Source organism: bacterium (assembly GCA_020444325.1).
GTDB lineage: Bacteria > Bacteroidota > Ignavibacteria > SZUA-365 > SZUA-365 > BM516.
Genome location: JAHLLD010000005.1, coordinates 103,346 through 121,125, shown reverse-complemented (window position 1 = coordinate 121,125; position 17,780 = coordinate 103,346). Strand labels below are relative to the sequence as shown.

Here is a 17,780-nt window from a genome sequence, read left to right as displayed (position 1 = left end):
GCGATGGCGAAGGACGGCATGCACAGCGTCCTTTACACCCGTCCCGAAGCGACGCCCGCATTCGAGCGCATACTGCGGGACGCCGGCATCACGGCGATGCGCATCCCGCTGATCCGCATCGCGGCACCGGAGTCGTGGTCGCCGCTGGATGACGCGCTCGCGAGGCTCGCCGAGTACGACGGCATTATTCTCACCAGCGTGCAGGCTGTGCGCTGGTTCGCGCGCCGATTGCCGGACTGCGGGATTGAAGAGCATATGCTTCCACCGCTGCATGTGGTGGGAGCCAAAACCGCCGCAGCAGTGAAAGAGGCAGGATTGCACACGCAGGACATCCCCTCCTCCTACTACGGCGCAACGCTGGCCGAGGAAATGTCCGACGTACGCGGCAAGCGCTACCTACAGCCGACATCGGATATCGCTCGCGATGAACTCGTGCAGGTCCTTCGCGAGCGCGGAGCCGACGTCGACCAGGTCACCGCCTATCGTACGCTGCCTGCACTGGACGCCGATATTGAGAAGCTGCAGCAGGCTGCCGCGCTGCACGCTTTCGACTGCGCCGCATTTTTTTCGCCCTCGGCCGTGCGGCAGTTTCGCGAGGCGCTCCCGCAGTGGACGCAGCTCGAAACGCGCATCGCCGTCATCGGCGACACCACAGCGGCCGAAGCCGAATCCCGCGGACTCCGGGTCGACATCATCGCCCCGCAACAAACCGCGGAATCCCTGGCGGAGAGCATCGCCGAGGCGATGCAGGACGAATGACAGATTGCAGATTGCAAATGACAGATTGCAATTTTCAGGGATTGCTTCCGCGGAAGAGTAAACACCCCTGAACACACAGAAGGAAGCAATCCCTGCTCCTACTGAGTTTGTAATCTGTAATCTGACATCTGCAATTTGATATCTGTAATATGGAATATGGAATCTTATGAAGAATGATCTGTTGTTGAGGGCGGCGAGACGGGAGAAAACGGAACGCACACCGGTGTGGATGATGCGGCAGGCGGGACGCTATCTGCCCGAGTACCGCGCGGTGCGCGCGAAGGCCGATTTCCTCACGCTGTGCCGTACGCCGGAGCTGGCGGCGGAAGTCACCATTCAGCCGGTGGATCTCGTGGGAGTGGACGCCGCGATCATTTTTTCCGACATCCTCGTCATTCCCGAAGCGATGGGTATGGAACTGCTGGTGGAGGAAGGAAAAGGCGGTCCGCGTTTCCCCTCTCCCCTGCGTTCGGAAGCCGACATCGCAAAGCTCGACGCCGCTGCGGCGCCCGAGCGTCTGCAGTATGTGTACGACGCGCTTGCGCTGACCAAGAAGCAGCTCGACGACCGCGTTCCGCTCATCGGTTTTGCCGGTGCACCGTGGACGCTGGCTTCGTACGCCGTCGAGGGCGGTGGTTCGAAAAACTTCGAAACCGTGAAGGGCATGCTGTACGACAATCCCACCGCCCTGCATGCGCTGCTCGAGAAACTGACGAAGGCTGTCAGCGAATACCTCGTGCTGCAGACAAAAGCAGGAGCGGACATCGTGCAGATTTTCGACTCCTGGGCGGGGATACTGAGCAAGGACGCCTTCCTCGAATTCTCCCTTCCCTACATGATGCAGATCATCGAGCATGTGAAAGCGAACAGCGACGTGCCGGTCATCCTTTTCGCCAAGGGCGCCAATGCCTGTTTCGCGGAAATGGCCAGCAGCGGCGCGGATGTGGTGGGACTCGATTGGACCGTGGACATCGGCGAGGTGCGCTCGCTGATCGGTGCGCATGTGGCGCTGCAGGGCAACATGGATCCCGTGGCGCTGTATTCCTCCCCCGACAGCATTCGCGCCGAAGTGCGCCGCATTCTCGAATATTTCGGGAATCATCCCGGACACATTTTCAATCTCGGCCACGGCATTCTGCCGACCGTGCCGCCCGCACACGCGATAGCCATGATCGAAGCAGTGAAAGAAATTTCCACCGAACTCCGCGCGGAAGAACAGGAATAAAAGAAAGAAGGACCTCATGAGTACGGCCGTACATCAGTTTCAGAATCTCGATACCGGACTGCTGAAGAAGTATTCGCGTCCGGGTCCCCGCTACACCAGTTATCCCACCGCGCCGGTGTTTTCCACGGACTTCACCTCCGACGATTACCTCGCGGAAGTCGAACGCACGAACGCCGCGGAAAATCCTCCGCCGCTTTCGCTGTATTTCCACATTCCCTTCTGCGACACCCTCTGCTATTTCTGCGGCTGCAACATGATGGTCACGCGCGACCGCAAAAAAATCAATAACTACGTGCAGTACGTGAAGAAGGAAATGGATATGCTGCGTCCCATGATCCGCTCCGACCGCGAGGTCGTGCAGATCGCCTGGGGCGGCGGCACCCCCACGTACCTGAATCCCGACGAAATCCGCGACCTGGCCTTCCACACGCAGAAGCTCTTTCCCTTCGCCGAAAACATTGAAGCCGGGGTGGAAATCGATCCGCGGGAAATGACACGCGATCATCTCGTGGCCTTGAAGGAAGGCGGCTTCAACCGGGTGTCCATGGGCGTGCAGGATTTCAATCCCCGCGTGCAGGAAGCCGTCAACCGCATCCAGCCTGAGGATATGACACGCGAGGTGCTTGACTGGGCGCGCGAGCTGGGCTTCGAGAGCATCAACCTCGACCTGATTTACGGACTGCCGTTCCAGACCGTGGAGACCTTCGAGGAAACGCTGGAGCGCATCATCGACATCGATCCCGACCGCATCGCCGTGTTCAACTACGCGCATGTGCCGTGGATGAAAAAGCATATGTCCCTCATCAAGGCCGAAGACCTGCCGACGCCCGAAGAGAAGCTGCGCATCACGGTGCGCACCATCGAGATGCTCAACGCCGCGGGTTACCGCTACGTGGGAATGGACCATTTCGCCAAGCCCGACAATGAACTTGCCGTGGCGCAGGCTAACCGTTCGCTGTACCGGAATTTCCAGGGATACACGACACATGCCGGAGCGGATCTCTACGGCTTCGGTATCACGAGTATCGGGCAGTTCGACCGCATGTACGCGCAGAACCTGAAGACGCTGCCCGAGTATTACGAGGCGATGGATGAAGGTCGTCCCGCCACCCATGTCGGCTACCGTCTGTCGGACGACGACTTGCTGCGCCGCGATGTGATCATGACGCTCATGTGCGACTTCGAACTCGACAAGCGCGCAATAGAGAAGAAATACAACATCGTCTTCGACGAATATTTCGCAGACGCCTATCCGCGTCTCACCGAGCTGGTAGACGACGGCATCGTGCAGATCACTGACGACCGCATCACCACCAGCGAAATGGGCGTGCTGGTCATCCGCAACGTGGCCATGGCGTTCGACGCCTACCTGCCCGAGCAGCTGGAGAAGCAGCTGTTTTCTAAAACCGTGTAGGTTGGCGCAGTCTTTGGTGTTCATCGTCCCCACGCTCTGCGTGGGGACGTAGCATCCCCGCCGCTCTGCGGCGATTCACAGTTCAGATGAACGCAGAGCGTTCATGTTTGCGTCCCCACGCAGAGCGTGGGGACGATGTACCTTAGATAAACGACCCTATGGACAACCTCGGTGTCATACTACTGAACATGGGCGGACCGACGTCGCTGGAGAGCGTGCGGCCGTTTCTGGAGAACCTCTTCCTGGACCGGGAGATCATTTCCTTCGGTCCAATGGAATTCGCACGCAAGCCGCTGGCGCGCTTCATTGCAAAACGCCGGGCGGAAGTGGTGAAAAAGAATTATGAGATGATCGGCGGGAAGTCGCCGATTGCCGAACTCTCGCAGCAGCAGGCGCTGGCGCTGGAAGAGCGTCTGAAATCCCACTACGGCGATCGCACCCGCGTGCGCGTGAAAGTCGGCTTCAGCTACTGGCATCCCTTCATTGAGGAAGCCATGCAGTCGCTGCAGCAGGATGGCTACGACCGCGTTTTCCTCATGCCGCTGTATCCTCATTATTCGAAAACCACCACGGGATCCTGCTTCAAGACCTGGCGCGATCTGCACCGGGCACAGGGCAATCGCGCGTTCAAAGTGCAGAGCGTGAAAGCCTATCCCACGCATGACGCCTTCATCCGGGCGCTGAACCGTCGCATCGACGAAGGTATCGCCCGTTTTCCCGCCGACAGGCGGTCGGGCGTCACCCTGCTGTTCAGCGCGCATGGCACGCCCGTAAGCCTGGTCGAGGAAGGCGATCCCTACAGTCACCAGATCCGTGAAACGATGGAAGAAGTCATGCAGCGGCGCGATGACGGACTTCCCTATCACCTGAGCTTCCAGAGTAAAGTGGGTCCCGCCAAGTGGCTGACGCCTGACACCGTGGAAAAAACAAAAGAACTCGCCGCTGCGGGCGTGCGCGATCTGCTGGTCGTACCCATTGCCTTTGTCACCGATCACATTGAAACGCTGCATGAGCTGGGCATCGATCTGCGAGAGGACGCCATGCAGGCGGGCATCGAGCATTTCGAAATCATGCCCGCACTCAACGACGCCGACGAGTATATCGAAGCGCTTTCGTCGCAGATCATCACGCGCATGCAGCGCAGGGAAGAATTACAGAAGAAGCACCTATGAACGACACATCACAGCCCGACGTCATTGTCATCGGCGCCGGCATTTCCGGACTCACCTGCGCCTATCGGCTGCAGGAGGCGGGACGCCGCGTCCTTCTCCTCGAAAAAGCCCCGCGTTTCGGCGGCGCCATCCGCAGCGATCGCGACGGGGAATGGCTGATCGAAGCCGGCCCCAACTCCACGCTGGAAACCACGCCGCTGCTCACCGAACTCATTCGCGATGCCGGGGTGGAAGACCGCAAGCTCTACGCATCGGACGCCTCGAAGAACAGGTTCATCCTGCGCGACGGAGAATTGCGTCCCTTACCCATGTCTCCCCCCGCCTTCCTTTCCACGAAGCTGTTTTCCCTCGGCGCCAAGCTCGCGCTGTTTGGCGAGCCTTTCCGCAAAGCCTCGGCACCCGATTCACAGGAAACGGTCAGCGAGTTCGTCCGCCGCCGACTGGGACAGGAATTTCTCGACTACGCCATCAATCCCTTCGTCGCCGGCGTGTATGCAGGCGATCCCGATCAGCTCAGCGTGCGTGCGGCCTTCCCGAAGCTGTTCGCGCTGGAGCAGAAATATGGTGGACTGATCAAGGGACAGATACGCGGCGCTCGCGAACGCAAGCGCAGCGGCGAGGCGGAAAAGCAGCGCGCGCGCATGTTCTCGTTTGTCGACGGCATGCAGACGCTCACCGATGCGCTGGCCGCGAAGCTGCCGCAGAAACTGCATTCCGTCGACGTGCAGCACATACGGGTGGAAAAAACGGACGCAGGGAACAGCTATCGCATCGAAGCGTTGCATGACGGTGAGGAAAAAGTATTCACCGCTCCTGCGCTCATCATTGCAACGCCCGCGGCTCCCGCCGGCGCCTTGAGCCGCGACTTCGCTCCTGAACTGGAGGAGACTCTCGCCGCTATCCCCTATCCCGCCGTGGCGGAAGTCATCACCGGCTTTACTCCCACCCCGGACATGCATGCGCTCGACGGCTTCGGTTTCCTCATCCCGAAAGTGGAGCAGCGCCGGATACTCGGCACAATTTTCTCGAGTACGATTTTTACGCATCGCGCACCCGTGGGACGCGTGCATCTGACCACCTTTGTGGGCGGCATGCGTCAGCCCGAAGAAGCGCTGAAGCCCGATGAGGAAATTCTGCAGACTGCGCTCGAAGAGCAGCGCGCATTGCTCGGTACACCCATGCAGCCGGACTTCTCATACGTCACCGCCTGGAAGCACGCCATCCCGCAGTACGTGCACGGACACCTCGAACGCATGTCCCAGGTCGAGTCCGTCGAAGAGCGCTTTGCAGGACTCCACTACTGCGCCAACTACCGCGGCGGCATCTCCGTCGGCGACTGCGTGAAGTCCGCCCATGCAGTGGTTGACAAGCTCCTGGAGCGGTAGATATCGTCATCATCGTCCCCACGCTCTGCGTGGGGACGCAAATCCGGAACGCTCTGCGTTCATTCAATACGCGAATCGCCGCAGAGCGGCGGGAATGTCCCGTCCCCACGCAGAGCGTGGGGACGATGAGTATTTCCATTATTCCATCATTCCATCTTTCGATAGAGCTTTCCCAATACTCCGTGAATCCGTACTTTGCGCGTAGATACCGATTTTCCCACATATACGACGACATACCCCATGCAGACAGGCGATTCCATTTACACCCCGTATACAAATTTCATCCGTACGCGCAGGACGCGCATGACGGAAGGTTTGCGGTCGATGGTGCGGGAAACCGTGCTGACGCCGCATGATTTCATTTACCCGCTGTTTGTGGTGCCCGGCAAGGGCGTGCGCAAGGAAGTGGTTTCCATGCCCGGCGTGTTCAACCTGAGCGTGGACGAAGCGGTCAAGGAATGCCGCAAGGTGTACAAACTGGGCATTCCGTCGGTGATTCTCTTCGGCATTCCGGAGCATAAGGATGAAGTGGGCTCCGAGGCCTGGGATCCCCATGGCGTCGTGCAGCAGGCGGTGAAAAAAATCAAGAAAGCCGTGCCCGAGCTGGTGGTGACCACCGATGTGTGCATGTGCGAATACACCTCGCATGGACATTGCGGCATCGTGCGCGGTGAGGAGATCGTCAACGATGCAACACTGGAACTGCTGGCGCGTGAGGCGCTGTCGCATGCGGAAGCGGGTGCGGACATGGTGGCTCCGTCGGACATGATGGACGGGCGTGTGGCCGTGATTCGCGAGACACTCGACGACAACGGCTTTACGAATCTTCCCATCATGTCGTATGCCGCGAAGTACAGCTCCGGCTACTACGGTCCCTTCCGCGACGCGGCCGACTCGGCCCCGGCTTTCGGCGACCGCCGCTCGCATCAGATGGATCCCGCGAACAGTAATGAAGCCATGCGTGAAGTCGCCATCGACATCGAAGAAGGTGCCGACATCGTCATGGTCAAACCGGCGGGACCCTACCTCGATATCATCCGCCGGGTGAAGGATGAGTTCGGCATGCCCACGGCCGCCTACCAGGTGAGCGGTGAGTACGCGATGATCAAGGCCGGTGCGATGAACAACTGGATCGACCACGACCGCGTCATGCTCGAATCGCTGATGAGCATCAAGCGCGCAGGCGCCGATATGATACTGACATACTTCGCGATGGATGCCGCGGCGCTGTTGAAGAAGTAACGGCCGCGATTGCACGCAGCACGGCGTCCGCAATCCGTGCGCACTGCATGCGGGCATGGAATGAGACAATTCGTTGGTGATAGAGCTGAGAAGGGTTGGTGAACACATCTGAGGAGCGTATGACACAGCAACTGCCCGCACTGACACCCGAGGAAGTCCGCGTCCTCGGCTGCCTGATCGAGAAAAGCCAGGCGACGCCCGAGTACTACCCCATGACACTCAACGCGCTGGTGACAGCCTGCAATCAGAAGACCAGCAGGGAGCCCGTCGTCGCGTATGATGAGATCACGGTGGAGGATGCGCTGACGGATCTGCGCAGCAAGGGACTCGTGGCATTCGCATCGGGCACCGGCCGCTCACTCAAGTACATGCACCGCGCGGGACAAAATGGACTCGGACTCTCGCCCGCACAGGCGACGGTGATGAGCATCATCATGCTGCGGGGACCGCAGACCGCAGCCGAAGTCAAAGCCAAATCAGGACGCCAGTTCAACTTCCCCAGCAGTGAGGCGGTGCAGCACAGCATCAACAGCCTCATTGAAAAGGAAACGCCTTTCCTCGAAGAAGCGCCGCGCATGGTGGGACAAAAGGAAGTGCGCTATCGCCATCTCTTCTACACCTACGAAGAAGGCGAGGAAGGCGCTGACGAGGCTCCAGAGTCCCACCGTACCCTGCGCAAGGAAATCGAAGGACTCAAGGAAACCATCCATTTCATGCAGAAAGACATCACGTATCTCCGCAATATCCTGACTGCGATACAGGGTGATGTCATGGGCATGCAGGAAGATCTTTACGACGACGACATGGCCGGGATGTCCTGACGCCATTTCGTTTCCCACATTTCGCGGCAGGGTTATCCCTGCCGTTTTCTACCGTTTTCTCACGAACATAGCTCCATACTCATGACTCGCAGTACACAACTCTTTTCCGAAGCAGTGAATCTCATGCCCGGCGGTGTCAATTCCCCCGTGCGCGCATTCCGCGCCGTGGGCGGCGACCCCGTGTTTTTCGAACGTGCCGAAGGATGTCATCTCTACGACGTCGACGGCAACAGCTACATCGACTACATCGGCAGCTGGGGTCCCTTCATTCTCGGTCACGGACACCCGCGTGTGGTCAAGGCGCTGCATGAGCAGCTCGACCGCGCCACCAGTTTCGGTGCCCCCACGGAAATCGAGAATCTGCTCGCCCGGAAAATCATTGATACCGTACCGAGCATCGAGATGGTACGCATGGTCAACAGCGGCACCGAAGCCACGCTGTCCGCCATTCGTCTCGCCCGCGCCTACACGGGGCGCAGCAAAATCATCAAGTTCGAAGGCTGCTACCACGGTCACGGCGATTCCTTTCTCATCAAGGCGGGATCGGGCGTAGCGACACTCGGACTCCCCGACTCCCCTGGCGTCACTCCCGCCACTGCGGGCGACACGCTGACGGCGCGCTACAACGACATCTCTTCCGTCGAAGCGCTGATCAAGGAATTCCCCGAGCAGGTGTCCTGCATCATCCTCGAACCCATCGTGGGCAACATGGGCTGCGTTCCGCCGGTTGATGGATTCCTGACCGGACTGCGCGAGCTGTGCACACGTGAGGGCATCCTGCTGATCTTCGATGAAGTCATGACCGGCTTCCGTGTCTCTGCCGGTGGCGCACAGCAGCTTTATGGCGTGACACCGGATCTGACCACGCTCGGGAAAATCATCGGTGGCGGACTCCCGGTCGGCGCATACGGCGGTCGACGCGATATCATGGAAATGGTCGCTCCGGCAGGACCCATGTACCAGGCCGGCACGCTCTCGGGCAATCCCCTCGCAATGGCAGCGGGACTCGAAACCCTGCGCCTGCTCACCGAAGATCCCGAGCTGTATCTGAAACTGGACGCACAGTCGGGCAAGCTGGCCGAGGGTATTCAGGCAAATGTCGATGAGCTCGGACTCCCCTACACCAGCAACCGTGTGGGCTCGATGATGACGCTGTTCTTCACCGACCGGAAGGTGCAGAACTGGGACGACGCGAAAACCTGCGACACCGGCCTCTACGGCAGCTACTTCTCCGAGATGCTCAAGCGTGGCATCTATCTTGCTCCTGCGCAGTTTGAAGCAGCCTTCGTCTCCATCATGCATTCGGATGAAGACATTGCCCGCACCATCGAAGCCAACCGCGAGAGTCTCAAGGCTATCAAGAATAACGGCTGATTATCCGCCCCGGGCTCGCGCCCGGGGCGTTTTCCATAGATTCTGTATCAGATGTAGAATCGTCTCCCGGGGGGCATGATGCGCAATTACGCTACAACACTCTTCCGCTGCGCACGAGTTTTACTCCTTGCTCTGATGCTCGCTGCCGCTGCGCCCGTGCTTGCACAGGCACAGGAATACGGTGACAACGAAGCCTTCAAGACACTCGGCTCAGGCCAGTGGCTGCAGGTCAGGGACACCCCGGATCTCGCGCTGCCGTCATTCACCATCGAATGCTGGACACGGGTGCTCGGCAGCGGACTTCTGCTTACCAGAGACGTTTCCACCGGAGAGCCGTCCGACTGGCAGCTCTGGTATGAGAATCAGCGTGTGGCGTTCATCACGGCCAAGTCCCCACCGGACTCTTATTTCTACACACCGACCGGGTCGATCATGCCCGGGCGCTGGTATCATCTCGCACTTGTCGTCAATGGTCCCGCCGGCTACGCCGAATTGTATATCGACGGTGAGCTGAGTATACGTCCCACCTTCTCTCCGCGAAGCTTCGACGCAAGTACCGGACTCGCCGTTGGCGGTTATTACAACAGTCCGAGCGGCTCCTACCTCGTCGGTGAGATCGATGAGGTGCGCTACTGGCGCCGGAATCTCAATGAAGCGGAAATCCGCAGAAACATGAACCATCGTCTGCCGCTCGATGAACGCGACGGACTCGTGGGCTACTGGAGCTTCTGCGGAAACTTTGCAGATTCGAGCGGCTATGGACACGACCTGGAGGCCACCGGCGTCACAGCCCCCGAAGTGGTTACCGGACTCCCGGAAGCGCTCGCATGTGACATCCTGCCCCCGGTCACACCCGCGCTTGAGTGGACGGGACCTGTATTCCCCCGGCGACCCTGTCTCGACGATTCGGTGTTTACAGCGGATGTGGTCCTGCACAACACGACCTCGGAGCTTTACACGCTACAGGAACTCTATCTGACAGGCAGCAATGCCGACGAGTTCACACTTGTCAACAATCCCGCGCCACGGCTTCTGCAGGCACATGACAGCCTTCACATCACCATGGTTTTTCGTCCTACCGACACAGGCTTGCGCAGCGCTATCCTGAACATCGTCGGAAAGGATTCGACTACACTCGTCCCCATCCAAGCCCGGTATGACGGTCCTTTCGTGGAAATCGACGCTCTTCCCATGACCTTTCGTTCGGTGGATGGACTCCCTGACACCCAGCGCCTGCATCTGATCAATCATTCCAGCACGCAGAACGCTGTGCTGCTCGAAGTGAGGATGACGCCTTCCGACAACCTCACGCTGCTGACCCCGGTACCGATGAATATCCCTCCTTCGTCCACCCGGGATGTAGAGATACAGTTCAATCCCGAAGGCACGGGGACTGTGTCTGCGGATATCCAACTGATCATCGACAACTGTGAAACGGCTGGAGAAATCACGGCCTACGCCTGTCCTGAACTTCAGACCGCCACACTCGACATTCCCCCCGTCACCGGGACGCCGGGCGACACGGTGTGGATTCCCCTCCGCATCAGGCAGTGGGACAGCTTCTTGCTCGTGGAGAACACCGTCGTGTATGGGCAATTGCAGATCGACTGCCACGCATTGTATCCCCTCTTCGGTGACGGCGGCACATGGGATGCGCCAACTCGCACGATCTCGCTGCAGGCGGAGCTTTCCGGCCAGAGTGATACTGTGGCAATGCTTCCTTTTCTCTTCCTTCTCGGCACCGACACGACCTGCGCCCTGACCTGGCGGGTAGACTCCATCCAGAGCAGCTGTCCCTTTGCTCTGACGGGCACTGCGTCCAATGCCGCAGTGACCGGCCTCTGCCAGGACGGAGGCACCCGACTGTTCGATGGTTCACGTTTCCTGTCTCTCGAAGCTCCTCATCCGAGTCCGGGAAACGGCAGCATGCAGGTGCGCTTTCATACCATCGAGGAAGGCAGGACTTCACTGATCATATATGATGCGGCCGGAAGAATTATTCGAACCGTTCTGCATGAGCCGCTTTCTCCCGGTGTGCATGTGCACAATTTCAACGTTAACGAATTCAACAGCGGCGTGTATTTCCTGCTGCTCAAAACACCCAGCCAATTAAGGACACGACGCTTCATCGTGGTGAAATAACGGTCTCATTTCGTACTTTATGCAGTATCTGCATATTCACCAAAGACCTTTCGCCGATGTCCGAATACCCGGGAGAACGACTCAACAGTTTTCGCAGCTTTGAAATGAAGATGCGTGAGGCCGGCATGCATCCGCTGGTCACGACCATGTTCAAGAGGAATTTCCTGCAGCTGCTCAGCGGTTCGACGGGAAGCATTTCACGATCGCAGATCGATCCGGTCGACGATGTGCCGGATGCTGAAAAACTGAGCGGATATACGGAAGCGGGGGAAAACGCTCTCGGACATACGGTGGTGATCAAGCTGAATGGCGGACTCGGAACGAGCATGGGGCTCGACAGGGCGAAGAGTCTTATCCCGGTCAAGGATGAGCTGCGCTTCATCGATGTGATAGCGCGGCAGCTGCTGCATATGCAGAAAGTGCATAATCACCGCGTGCCGCTGCTGCTGATGAACAGTTTCGCCACGCATGAAGACAGCCTGGAAGCCCTTGCCGGCTACGATGAGCTGCGCGGGGAGCTGCCGCTGGACTTTCTGCAGCATCGCGTCCCCAAGGTGCTGGTCGAAGACCTGCAGCCTGCGATGCATGAAGAAACGCCTGACCTGGAATGGTGTCCCCCGGGACATGGGGATATCTATACCGCGCTGGTGACGTCGGGACTGCTCGACCAACTGCTGGCGATGGATATCCGCTATGCCTTCGTGAGCAACGCCGACAATCTCGGTGCTGTCATCGACATCGACATTCTCGGGTATTTCGCTGCCGAGAATCTTCCGTTCATGATGGAAGTGGCGGATCGCACGCCGGCGGACCGCAAGGGCGGACACCTGGCACTGCTGAAAGACGGGCGCCTTACCCTCCGCGAGAGCGCACAGTGTCCGGATGACGAAAAAGATGATTTCCAGAATATCGCGCTGTTCCGGTATTTCAACACCAATTCACTCTGGCTGGATCTGCGCGCACTCAAGGAAACACTGGAGCGGTATGACAACATTCTCCCGCTTCCGCTGATACGGAACAGCAAGACGCTGGATCCCCGCAACGCCGATTCGCCGGCGGTATATCAGCTCGAAACTGCCATGGGGGCGGCCATCTCACTCTTCGAGAATGCAGCCGCACTGCGGGTGCCCCGCAGCCGTTTCGCCCCGGTGAAGACCACCGACGATCTGCTCGCCGTGTGGTCCGACGCCTACGTGCTCACAGAAGACTATCGCATCGTACAGAATCCCGTGCGGACGCTGCCGACCATCGACATCGTCCTCGACAAACAGCACTACAAATTCGTATCCCAACTCGAGTCGCATTTTCCATCAGGCGCACCCTCACTGCTGCACTGTTCTTCCCTACGCATAGAAGGCGATGTATATTTCGGCAGTGAGGTCCGCTGCAAGGGCGACGTACGCATCAGCGTCCCTGATGGCGAACAGCGGCACATTGCGGACGAAAGCAGATTGGAGAGCTGATGAATCGCGGTATCAAGTATTTTTTCTACGGGGGCATTCTGATGATTCTGCTGCTGCAGATTCCGCAGCCCGAGCGCAGCAATCCTCCCGTCACCGGGGATCTGCAGGTTTCAACTGAGGTACAGACCATTCTCCGCAAAGCCTGCTACGATTGCCATTCCAACGAGACCAACTGGCCCTGGTACAGCTACATCAACCCCATCGCCTGGCAGGTCAGTCATGACGTCGTCGAAGGACGCAAGCATCTGAACTTTTCGGAGTGGTCTTCCTACGAGGCACGGAAGCAGTATCACGTCAAGGGCGAGATTGTCGACGTACTGAAAGAGGATGAGATGCCACTGCAGATTTACCTCATTATGCATGGCGAAGCGGAGCTGACGCAGCATGAAAAACAGCTCATCTATACCTGGGCTGACAAATAGGACTCCAGCGCCGGTTCAGCGCAGCAGAAGCAGTTTCCTTGAAATTTCCCTTCCTCCCGTTTCCACGCGCAGCAGGTACATGCCCGATTCCGCCATACGTCCGTCGTTCCAGTAGCCATCCCACACCATCAGGTGTTTTCCCTTCTCCTGCATCCCATCGAAAAGAACGTCCACCCGCTGTCCCAGCGTATTGTACACCTCCGCCCGCAATTGCCCGGCCTGCTGCAGTTCGACAACGACTGAAGTCCACTGCGTGAAAGGCATCGGTGTCGGTGCATGCAGCGTGGCGGCTTCGGGGGACTTGTTGCTTTCAGCGAGCAGCACATGGCGGGGATTGAACACGAACACATCACCCGGCATGACAGGAATGGGATATTCGATGCTGAGTGAACCACTGGTGGGCAGAGCGTTCAGGTACAGCAGCAGCGGGGCGGGAAATGCGGCTATACTTTCCGGCAGAATGCCGACATCGGGTCTTCCCTCCGCCTGGTAAGGAAGTTGATAGAGCATCAGGTAGTCGCCGCCGTCAGGATTCGGATCGCCATCGGGGATGTCGGGTCCCATTTCGACCAGGGCCACCTGCACCGCCGTCCAGCTCCCGTCATCCTCTTTCATATACGCACGCAGCGGCAGGCGCACCCTTCCCTCATATCCCCTGTCCGCGAAAAGCCAGTATTCGCGTCCATCGAGCGTGAAGTCGATGCGGAATTCCCTTCGTTCGTCATTCGCGAAAACACTTGTGCCCGCAGGTGCCGGCCACATCCCGTATTCCGAAGTCTGCAGTCCCTCAACATCGGTGAAGAAATAGCCCTGTCGCGAGGATCCGATGGTACCGCGCACCACACGAAATCCATCGACGATCGGTGCCATGCCGTTGAATTCATCGAGACCGAAATCCTCGAACAGCAGCGTGCCGGAGGCGCTGTCGTAGAGCGAGAGCATGCGTCCCTCGGAGATACGGGCGAGATAGCTGCGGTCACGCAGCGCTTCGAGATTTTCGAGAATCAACCCTGGACGCTGCTCGCTCGCAGTGATGACGGGCGTCATGAGAAGGTCGTACCACTCCTCCGCCGTGCTGTCTACCTGCACCCAGTTGCTGAGCCGCCACCACGAATTTTTCTCGACGTCATAGAGATCGTACTCGAAGCGCACACTGTCGAACACCGTGCCCCAGTTGTCGGTATCGACAGGGACGGTGCGGTACCCGTATTCCGTCTGCCAGGGATAGGAAGCAGACGGGGATGTCGTACGCGCAGGCAATGCAGGGAAATTCATCCACTCGGTGTAGGGGAGATGACTGGCTTCGAGACGAAGGTCGAGCGGGAGCTGCGTGCTGTTATACAGGCGGGGAATCCAGTGTGCATCTTCGTCGGGCGCGATGCGGCCGTTTCCATCATACTCCTGCAGAAGAGCGGCGCCACCACCGTCGACGGCACCTGCGAGAGGAATGGAAACGCGTCCGGGCAGCCGATGCGTTTCGCCGTCAATGGTTACGATAAAGGCCGTGTTGACGCCGTCGGTGCCTTCGGGAATATCCACGCTGCCGGAATAATTGGCGGATTCCTGGCTGATACTTTCCGTCAGCGGCAGGCGCTGCAGCAGCGTGCCGTCGGAAGACACGATCTCGCCCTGTACGCTTCCCAGCACATCATCGCCGCGGAGGATGAAGCGCAGACGCACGCCACCGGCAGGAAGTGCTTCGGGAATCACGGAAGCAGCGGTGATCGAATCGATGGCATTGTGCCGCTGATAATACTGGCGCAGGAAATCTGCACGGTCGCGGAGCTGGTAGGCCGCGGCTCTGCCCGTCGCGGCACGGGAAGCGATCATCGCGATGACAACCTGCTGCGTATCGCCGGGCAGCAGGGTGAACGGTCCGGCAGACACCATGATGCGCTGATCATGCGGTCTGCCGTCGGCGGCGGTTTCCCCGTTATCGAACAGCAGTCCGTCTTCCATCTGCCAGCCTTCCCCGCTGAGGGGATTGCCGGAATACCAGAACCGTGAGGGCATTCCCGTAAGGGGATTCCGTATTGCCGTTCCGCGTCCCTCGCCCTGCAGCAGCGCATACCAGCCATCAGCCCCGGCGCCGATCTCGGGTTCCGCGGCGGGATTCGTGATCGGGGATTTCCATGGCACAATGGCCGCAGTCACCGGAATATTACGGAAGCCATGCAGCATACCGGCGCTCCATCGCGCGCTGTCGGTAGGAAGTCCACGCACGACCGGCGTCTGCAGCATGGAGATGCCGAATGCGGTGGGCATGCCTTCTTCTTTCGGGTCGACGTAATCATCGTCGTACACGTATGCCAGTGCCGCCAGCGAATCGCTGCCTGCGTACTCATCCCCGCCATCGCGCAGATCGGGGTCGGCAAAAAAGCCGGCGTACGCATCGTGGATGGTATCGGGAGAGTGGTTGATCCACGTGTACTGCAGCAGCATGGCATCCGTTCCGATGAACGACCGATCCGTCGCCGGAAAAGCCAGGCAGCGCAGTTCGAGTCCCATCGGATCGTTCCCGATATTCTCGCGCATGGCCGCGCTGTCGAGATCGTTCATCACCCAGAACATCTGCGGAGAGCCGTAGAACTCGGGCGCGAACGCCGAGTCCACCGGTGCTCCCAGTTCATACGGCCATTCGACGAAATCCCTGTCCGCCTCACCCCCGATGCGAATAACAAACGGGCGGTATCGCGAATCATAGGGATTGACTGTACGGAGTCCGGGAAGAATCGGTCCGGGAAGATAATTGTCCCGATAGTAGCTTGCCGAGACCCGCAGCTGCCCCCGCACGCGTCCTGCCAGCACCGGTGTTGCGGAAAACAGCATGCTGCGCATGCGAATGTTCTCCTCCTGCGTGCCCTCCGGTCCCGCAGGCCACAGCAATCCCTTCTGCACACCCTGAATCGTCGGCGCTATCTGTCCCGCACGCGAAACCGTCAGCGTCATCCTTCCCGCCTCCAGCGTCCCCGTTCCATACTCCGGTGTCTGCGCGACCGCTGGTCCACGCAACGCCAGTATCAGGAAGGATGCAAGCAGTAAAGATGTCAGGAACACGCGATACATAAACGCCCCGTAATCAAGCTGATAGCAGGAAACCAGAGCATATAATAACGCTTGCCACCCCTGCATTCAAGGGAGTTGCTCCGCTGCGCGTCGCGGTGTTGCCCCGGCCTGCGTCCCGCTGCGCGGGACGGTGTTGCTCCGGCTGGCGCCGTCGTGTATTGCAGCTGCTGGTCCTCCATTCCCATGGGCCTGCAAATCAATCGTACAACCCGAGCTGCAAATGAATCATGGAATGCCGGTCGGCAATGTCATCAGCAGACATGCCATACATCAGCATGCCGCGACAGGTAAAGCTTTTCAATGAAATGGGCTGCGCCCAGCTCAAGTTTTGGGCGGACATATTCAAGACACGGTGAGCGGAATTTGGTTACAGCTGTCATATGCTCGCGCCTTCGGCTCTCGCGGTGTTGCTCCGGCTGGCGTCCCGCTGCGCGGGACGGGGTTGTCCCGCTACGCGGGACGAAGAACCGGGGCAAAACACCTCGCCGAAGGCGAAACACCTGCGCGCAGCGCAAACGCCGCCGCGAAGCGGCAAATACTTCCTCCGTGTCTTTGTGCCCATCCAGATATTTTCTGCATTTTACCGCATGACTGAAACACAGATACCGGATACACGCACGCAGCGATTCGCACACAGGCTGTCGGTGGCGCTGGTACCGCCGGTAGTGGCGGCGGCGGTGTTTGCGGTGCTGGTGGCGGCGTATGAGCATGGCAGCATCTTTCACCGTGTGGTGATATGGCTGGTGGCGGCGGCATGCAGCGGGGGACTGCAGATTGCGTATGTGCTGTACCTGCAGCGAATGGAGCAGGTGACGGCCTATGACGTGCCCGAGCGGCTGCAGCGCACCAAGCCCTATCTGCTCAGCGCGGGGATCAGCTTCGGGGGACTGATGTTCCTGCTCTTTCTCGATGCGTCGGTGTTCGTGTGGGGACTGATGTGGTGCTATACCATCAACACGCTGCTGCTCTATGCCATCAATTTGCGCTGGAAGATAAGTGCGCATATGATGGGACTTTCGGGACCCGTCATCTTCCTGATTCCCGTTTTCGGATGGCAGCTGCTCTGGCTGCTGCCTCTGCTCGTGGCACTCGGCTGGGCACGCATCACACTGCGATCGCACGATCTGCCGCAGGTGCTTGCAGGCACGGCCGCTGGCGTCCTTTTCACCTCCCTGCAGGCCTGGCTGCTGCTGCGTTTCGTCCTTCCTTTCATCTGATATCCCACGAAATACTACCCGTTTTCTCCCTATAACTTTTTTGCCCATTCTTCGTATCTTGATGGATGTGCGGGGATT

13 protein-coding genes are annotated in these 17,780 nt (G+C 59.0%); 12 read left to right on the top strand and 1 reads right to left on the bottom strand.

Annotated elements, in window-relative coordinates; translation table 11 throughout:
- Positions 1-3 precede the first annotated feature (3 nt).
- From KQI65_08600 to KQI65_08550, 11 genes are all read left to right on the top strand, one after another.
- Positions 4-759 (top strand): uroporphyrinogen-III synthase, encoded by a 756-nt coding sequence (locus tag KQI65_08600; GenBank protein ID MCB2204796.1) that lies wholly within the window; start codon positions 4-6, stop codon positions 757-759.
- 166 nt (positions 760-925) lie between these two features.
- Positions 926-1,984 (top strand): uroporphyrinogen decarboxylase, encoded by a 1,059-nt coding sequence (gene hemE / locus KQI65_08595; GenBank protein ID MCB2204795.1) that lies wholly within the window; start codon positions 926-928, stop codon positions 1,982-1,984.
- Positions 1,985-2,000: 16 nt separating this feature from the next.
- A complete protein-coding gene (gene hemN / locus KQI65_08590; GenBank protein ID MCB2204794.1) occupies positions 2,001-3,398 on the top strand; it encodes an oxygen-independent coproporphyrinogen III oxidase in 1,398 nt (465 codons plus the stop codon).
- 158 nt (positions 3,399-3,556) lie between these two features.
- Positions 3,557-4,570: a ferrochelatase gene (gene hemH / locus KQI65_08585; GenBank protein ID MCB2204793.1), complete on the top strand. Its 1,014-nt coding sequence runs from the start codon at positions 3,557-3,559 to the stop codon at positions 4,568-4,570.
- Positions 4,567-5,955: a protoporphyrinogen oxidase gene (gene hemG / locus KQI65_08580; protein MCB2204792.1), complete on the top strand. Its 1,389-nt coding sequence runs from the start codon at positions 4,567-4,569 to the stop codon at positions 5,953-5,955. Before hemH ends, hemG begins: the two co-directional genes overlap by 4 nt.
- 240 nt (positions 5,956-6,195) lie before the next feature.
- The gene (hemB, locus tag KQI65_08575; protein ID MCB2204791.1) at positions 6,196-7,197 is read left to right on the top strand and encodes a porphobilinogen synthase; all 1,002 of its coding nucleotides are present in this window, start codon (positions 6,196-6,198) and stop codon (positions 7,195-7,197) included.
- A gap of 119 nt (positions 7,198-7,316) precedes the next feature.
- A complete protein-coding gene (locus KQI65_08570; protein ID MCB2204790.1) occupies positions 7,317-8,018 on the top strand; it encodes a YceH family protein in 702 nt (233 codons plus the stop codon).
- An 81-nt stretch (positions 8,019-8,099) separates the two neighbouring features.
- Positions 8,100-9,392, top strand: coding sequence for a glutamate-1-semialdehyde 2,1-aminomutase (gene hemL, locus KQI65_08565; GenBank protein ID MCB2204789.1), 1,293 nt, complete (start codon positions 8,100-8,102; stop codon positions 9,390-9,392).
- 135 nt (positions 9,393-9,527) lie between these two features.
- Positions 9,528-11,534, top strand: coding sequence for a choice-of-anchor D domain-containing protein (locus tag KQI65_08560; GenBank protein MCB2204788.1), 2,007 nt, complete (start codon positions 9,528-9,530; stop codon positions 11,532-11,534).
- A 110-nt stretch (positions 11,535-11,644) separates the two neighbouring features.
- On the top strand, positions 11,645-12,997 hold the full coding sequence (locus KQI65_08555; GenBank protein MCB2204787.1) for a UTP--glucose-1-phosphate uridylyltransferase: 1,353 nt from the start codon (positions 11,645-11,647) through the stop codon (positions 12,995-12,997).
- On the top strand, positions 12,997-13,419 hold the full coding sequence (locus KQI65_08550; GenBank protein ID MCB2204786.1) for a heme-binding domain-containing protein: 423 nt from the start codon (positions 12,997-12,999) through the stop codon (positions 13,417-13,419). The genes KQI65_08555 and KQI65_08550 overlap by 1 nt, the downstream gene beginning before the upstream one ends.
- 15 nt (positions 13,420-13,434) lie before the next feature.
- Here KQI65_08550 and KQI65_08545 read toward each other — a convergent pair whose 3' ends face one another.
- Entirely contained in the window at positions 13,435-16,485 is a 3,051-nt protein-coding gene (locus tag KQI65_08545; protein ID MCB2204785.1) for a T9SS type A sorting domain-containing protein, read from the bottom strand.
- 587 nt (positions 16,486-17,072) lie between these two features.
- On the opposite strand from KQI65_08545, the gene KQI65_08540 reads away from it, so the two are divergent.
- Entirely contained in the window at positions 17,073-17,702 is a 630-nt protein-coding gene (locus KQI65_08540) for a hypothetical protein (GenBank protein MCB2204784.1), read from the top strand.
- Positions 17,703-17,780 lie beyond the last annotated feature (78 nt).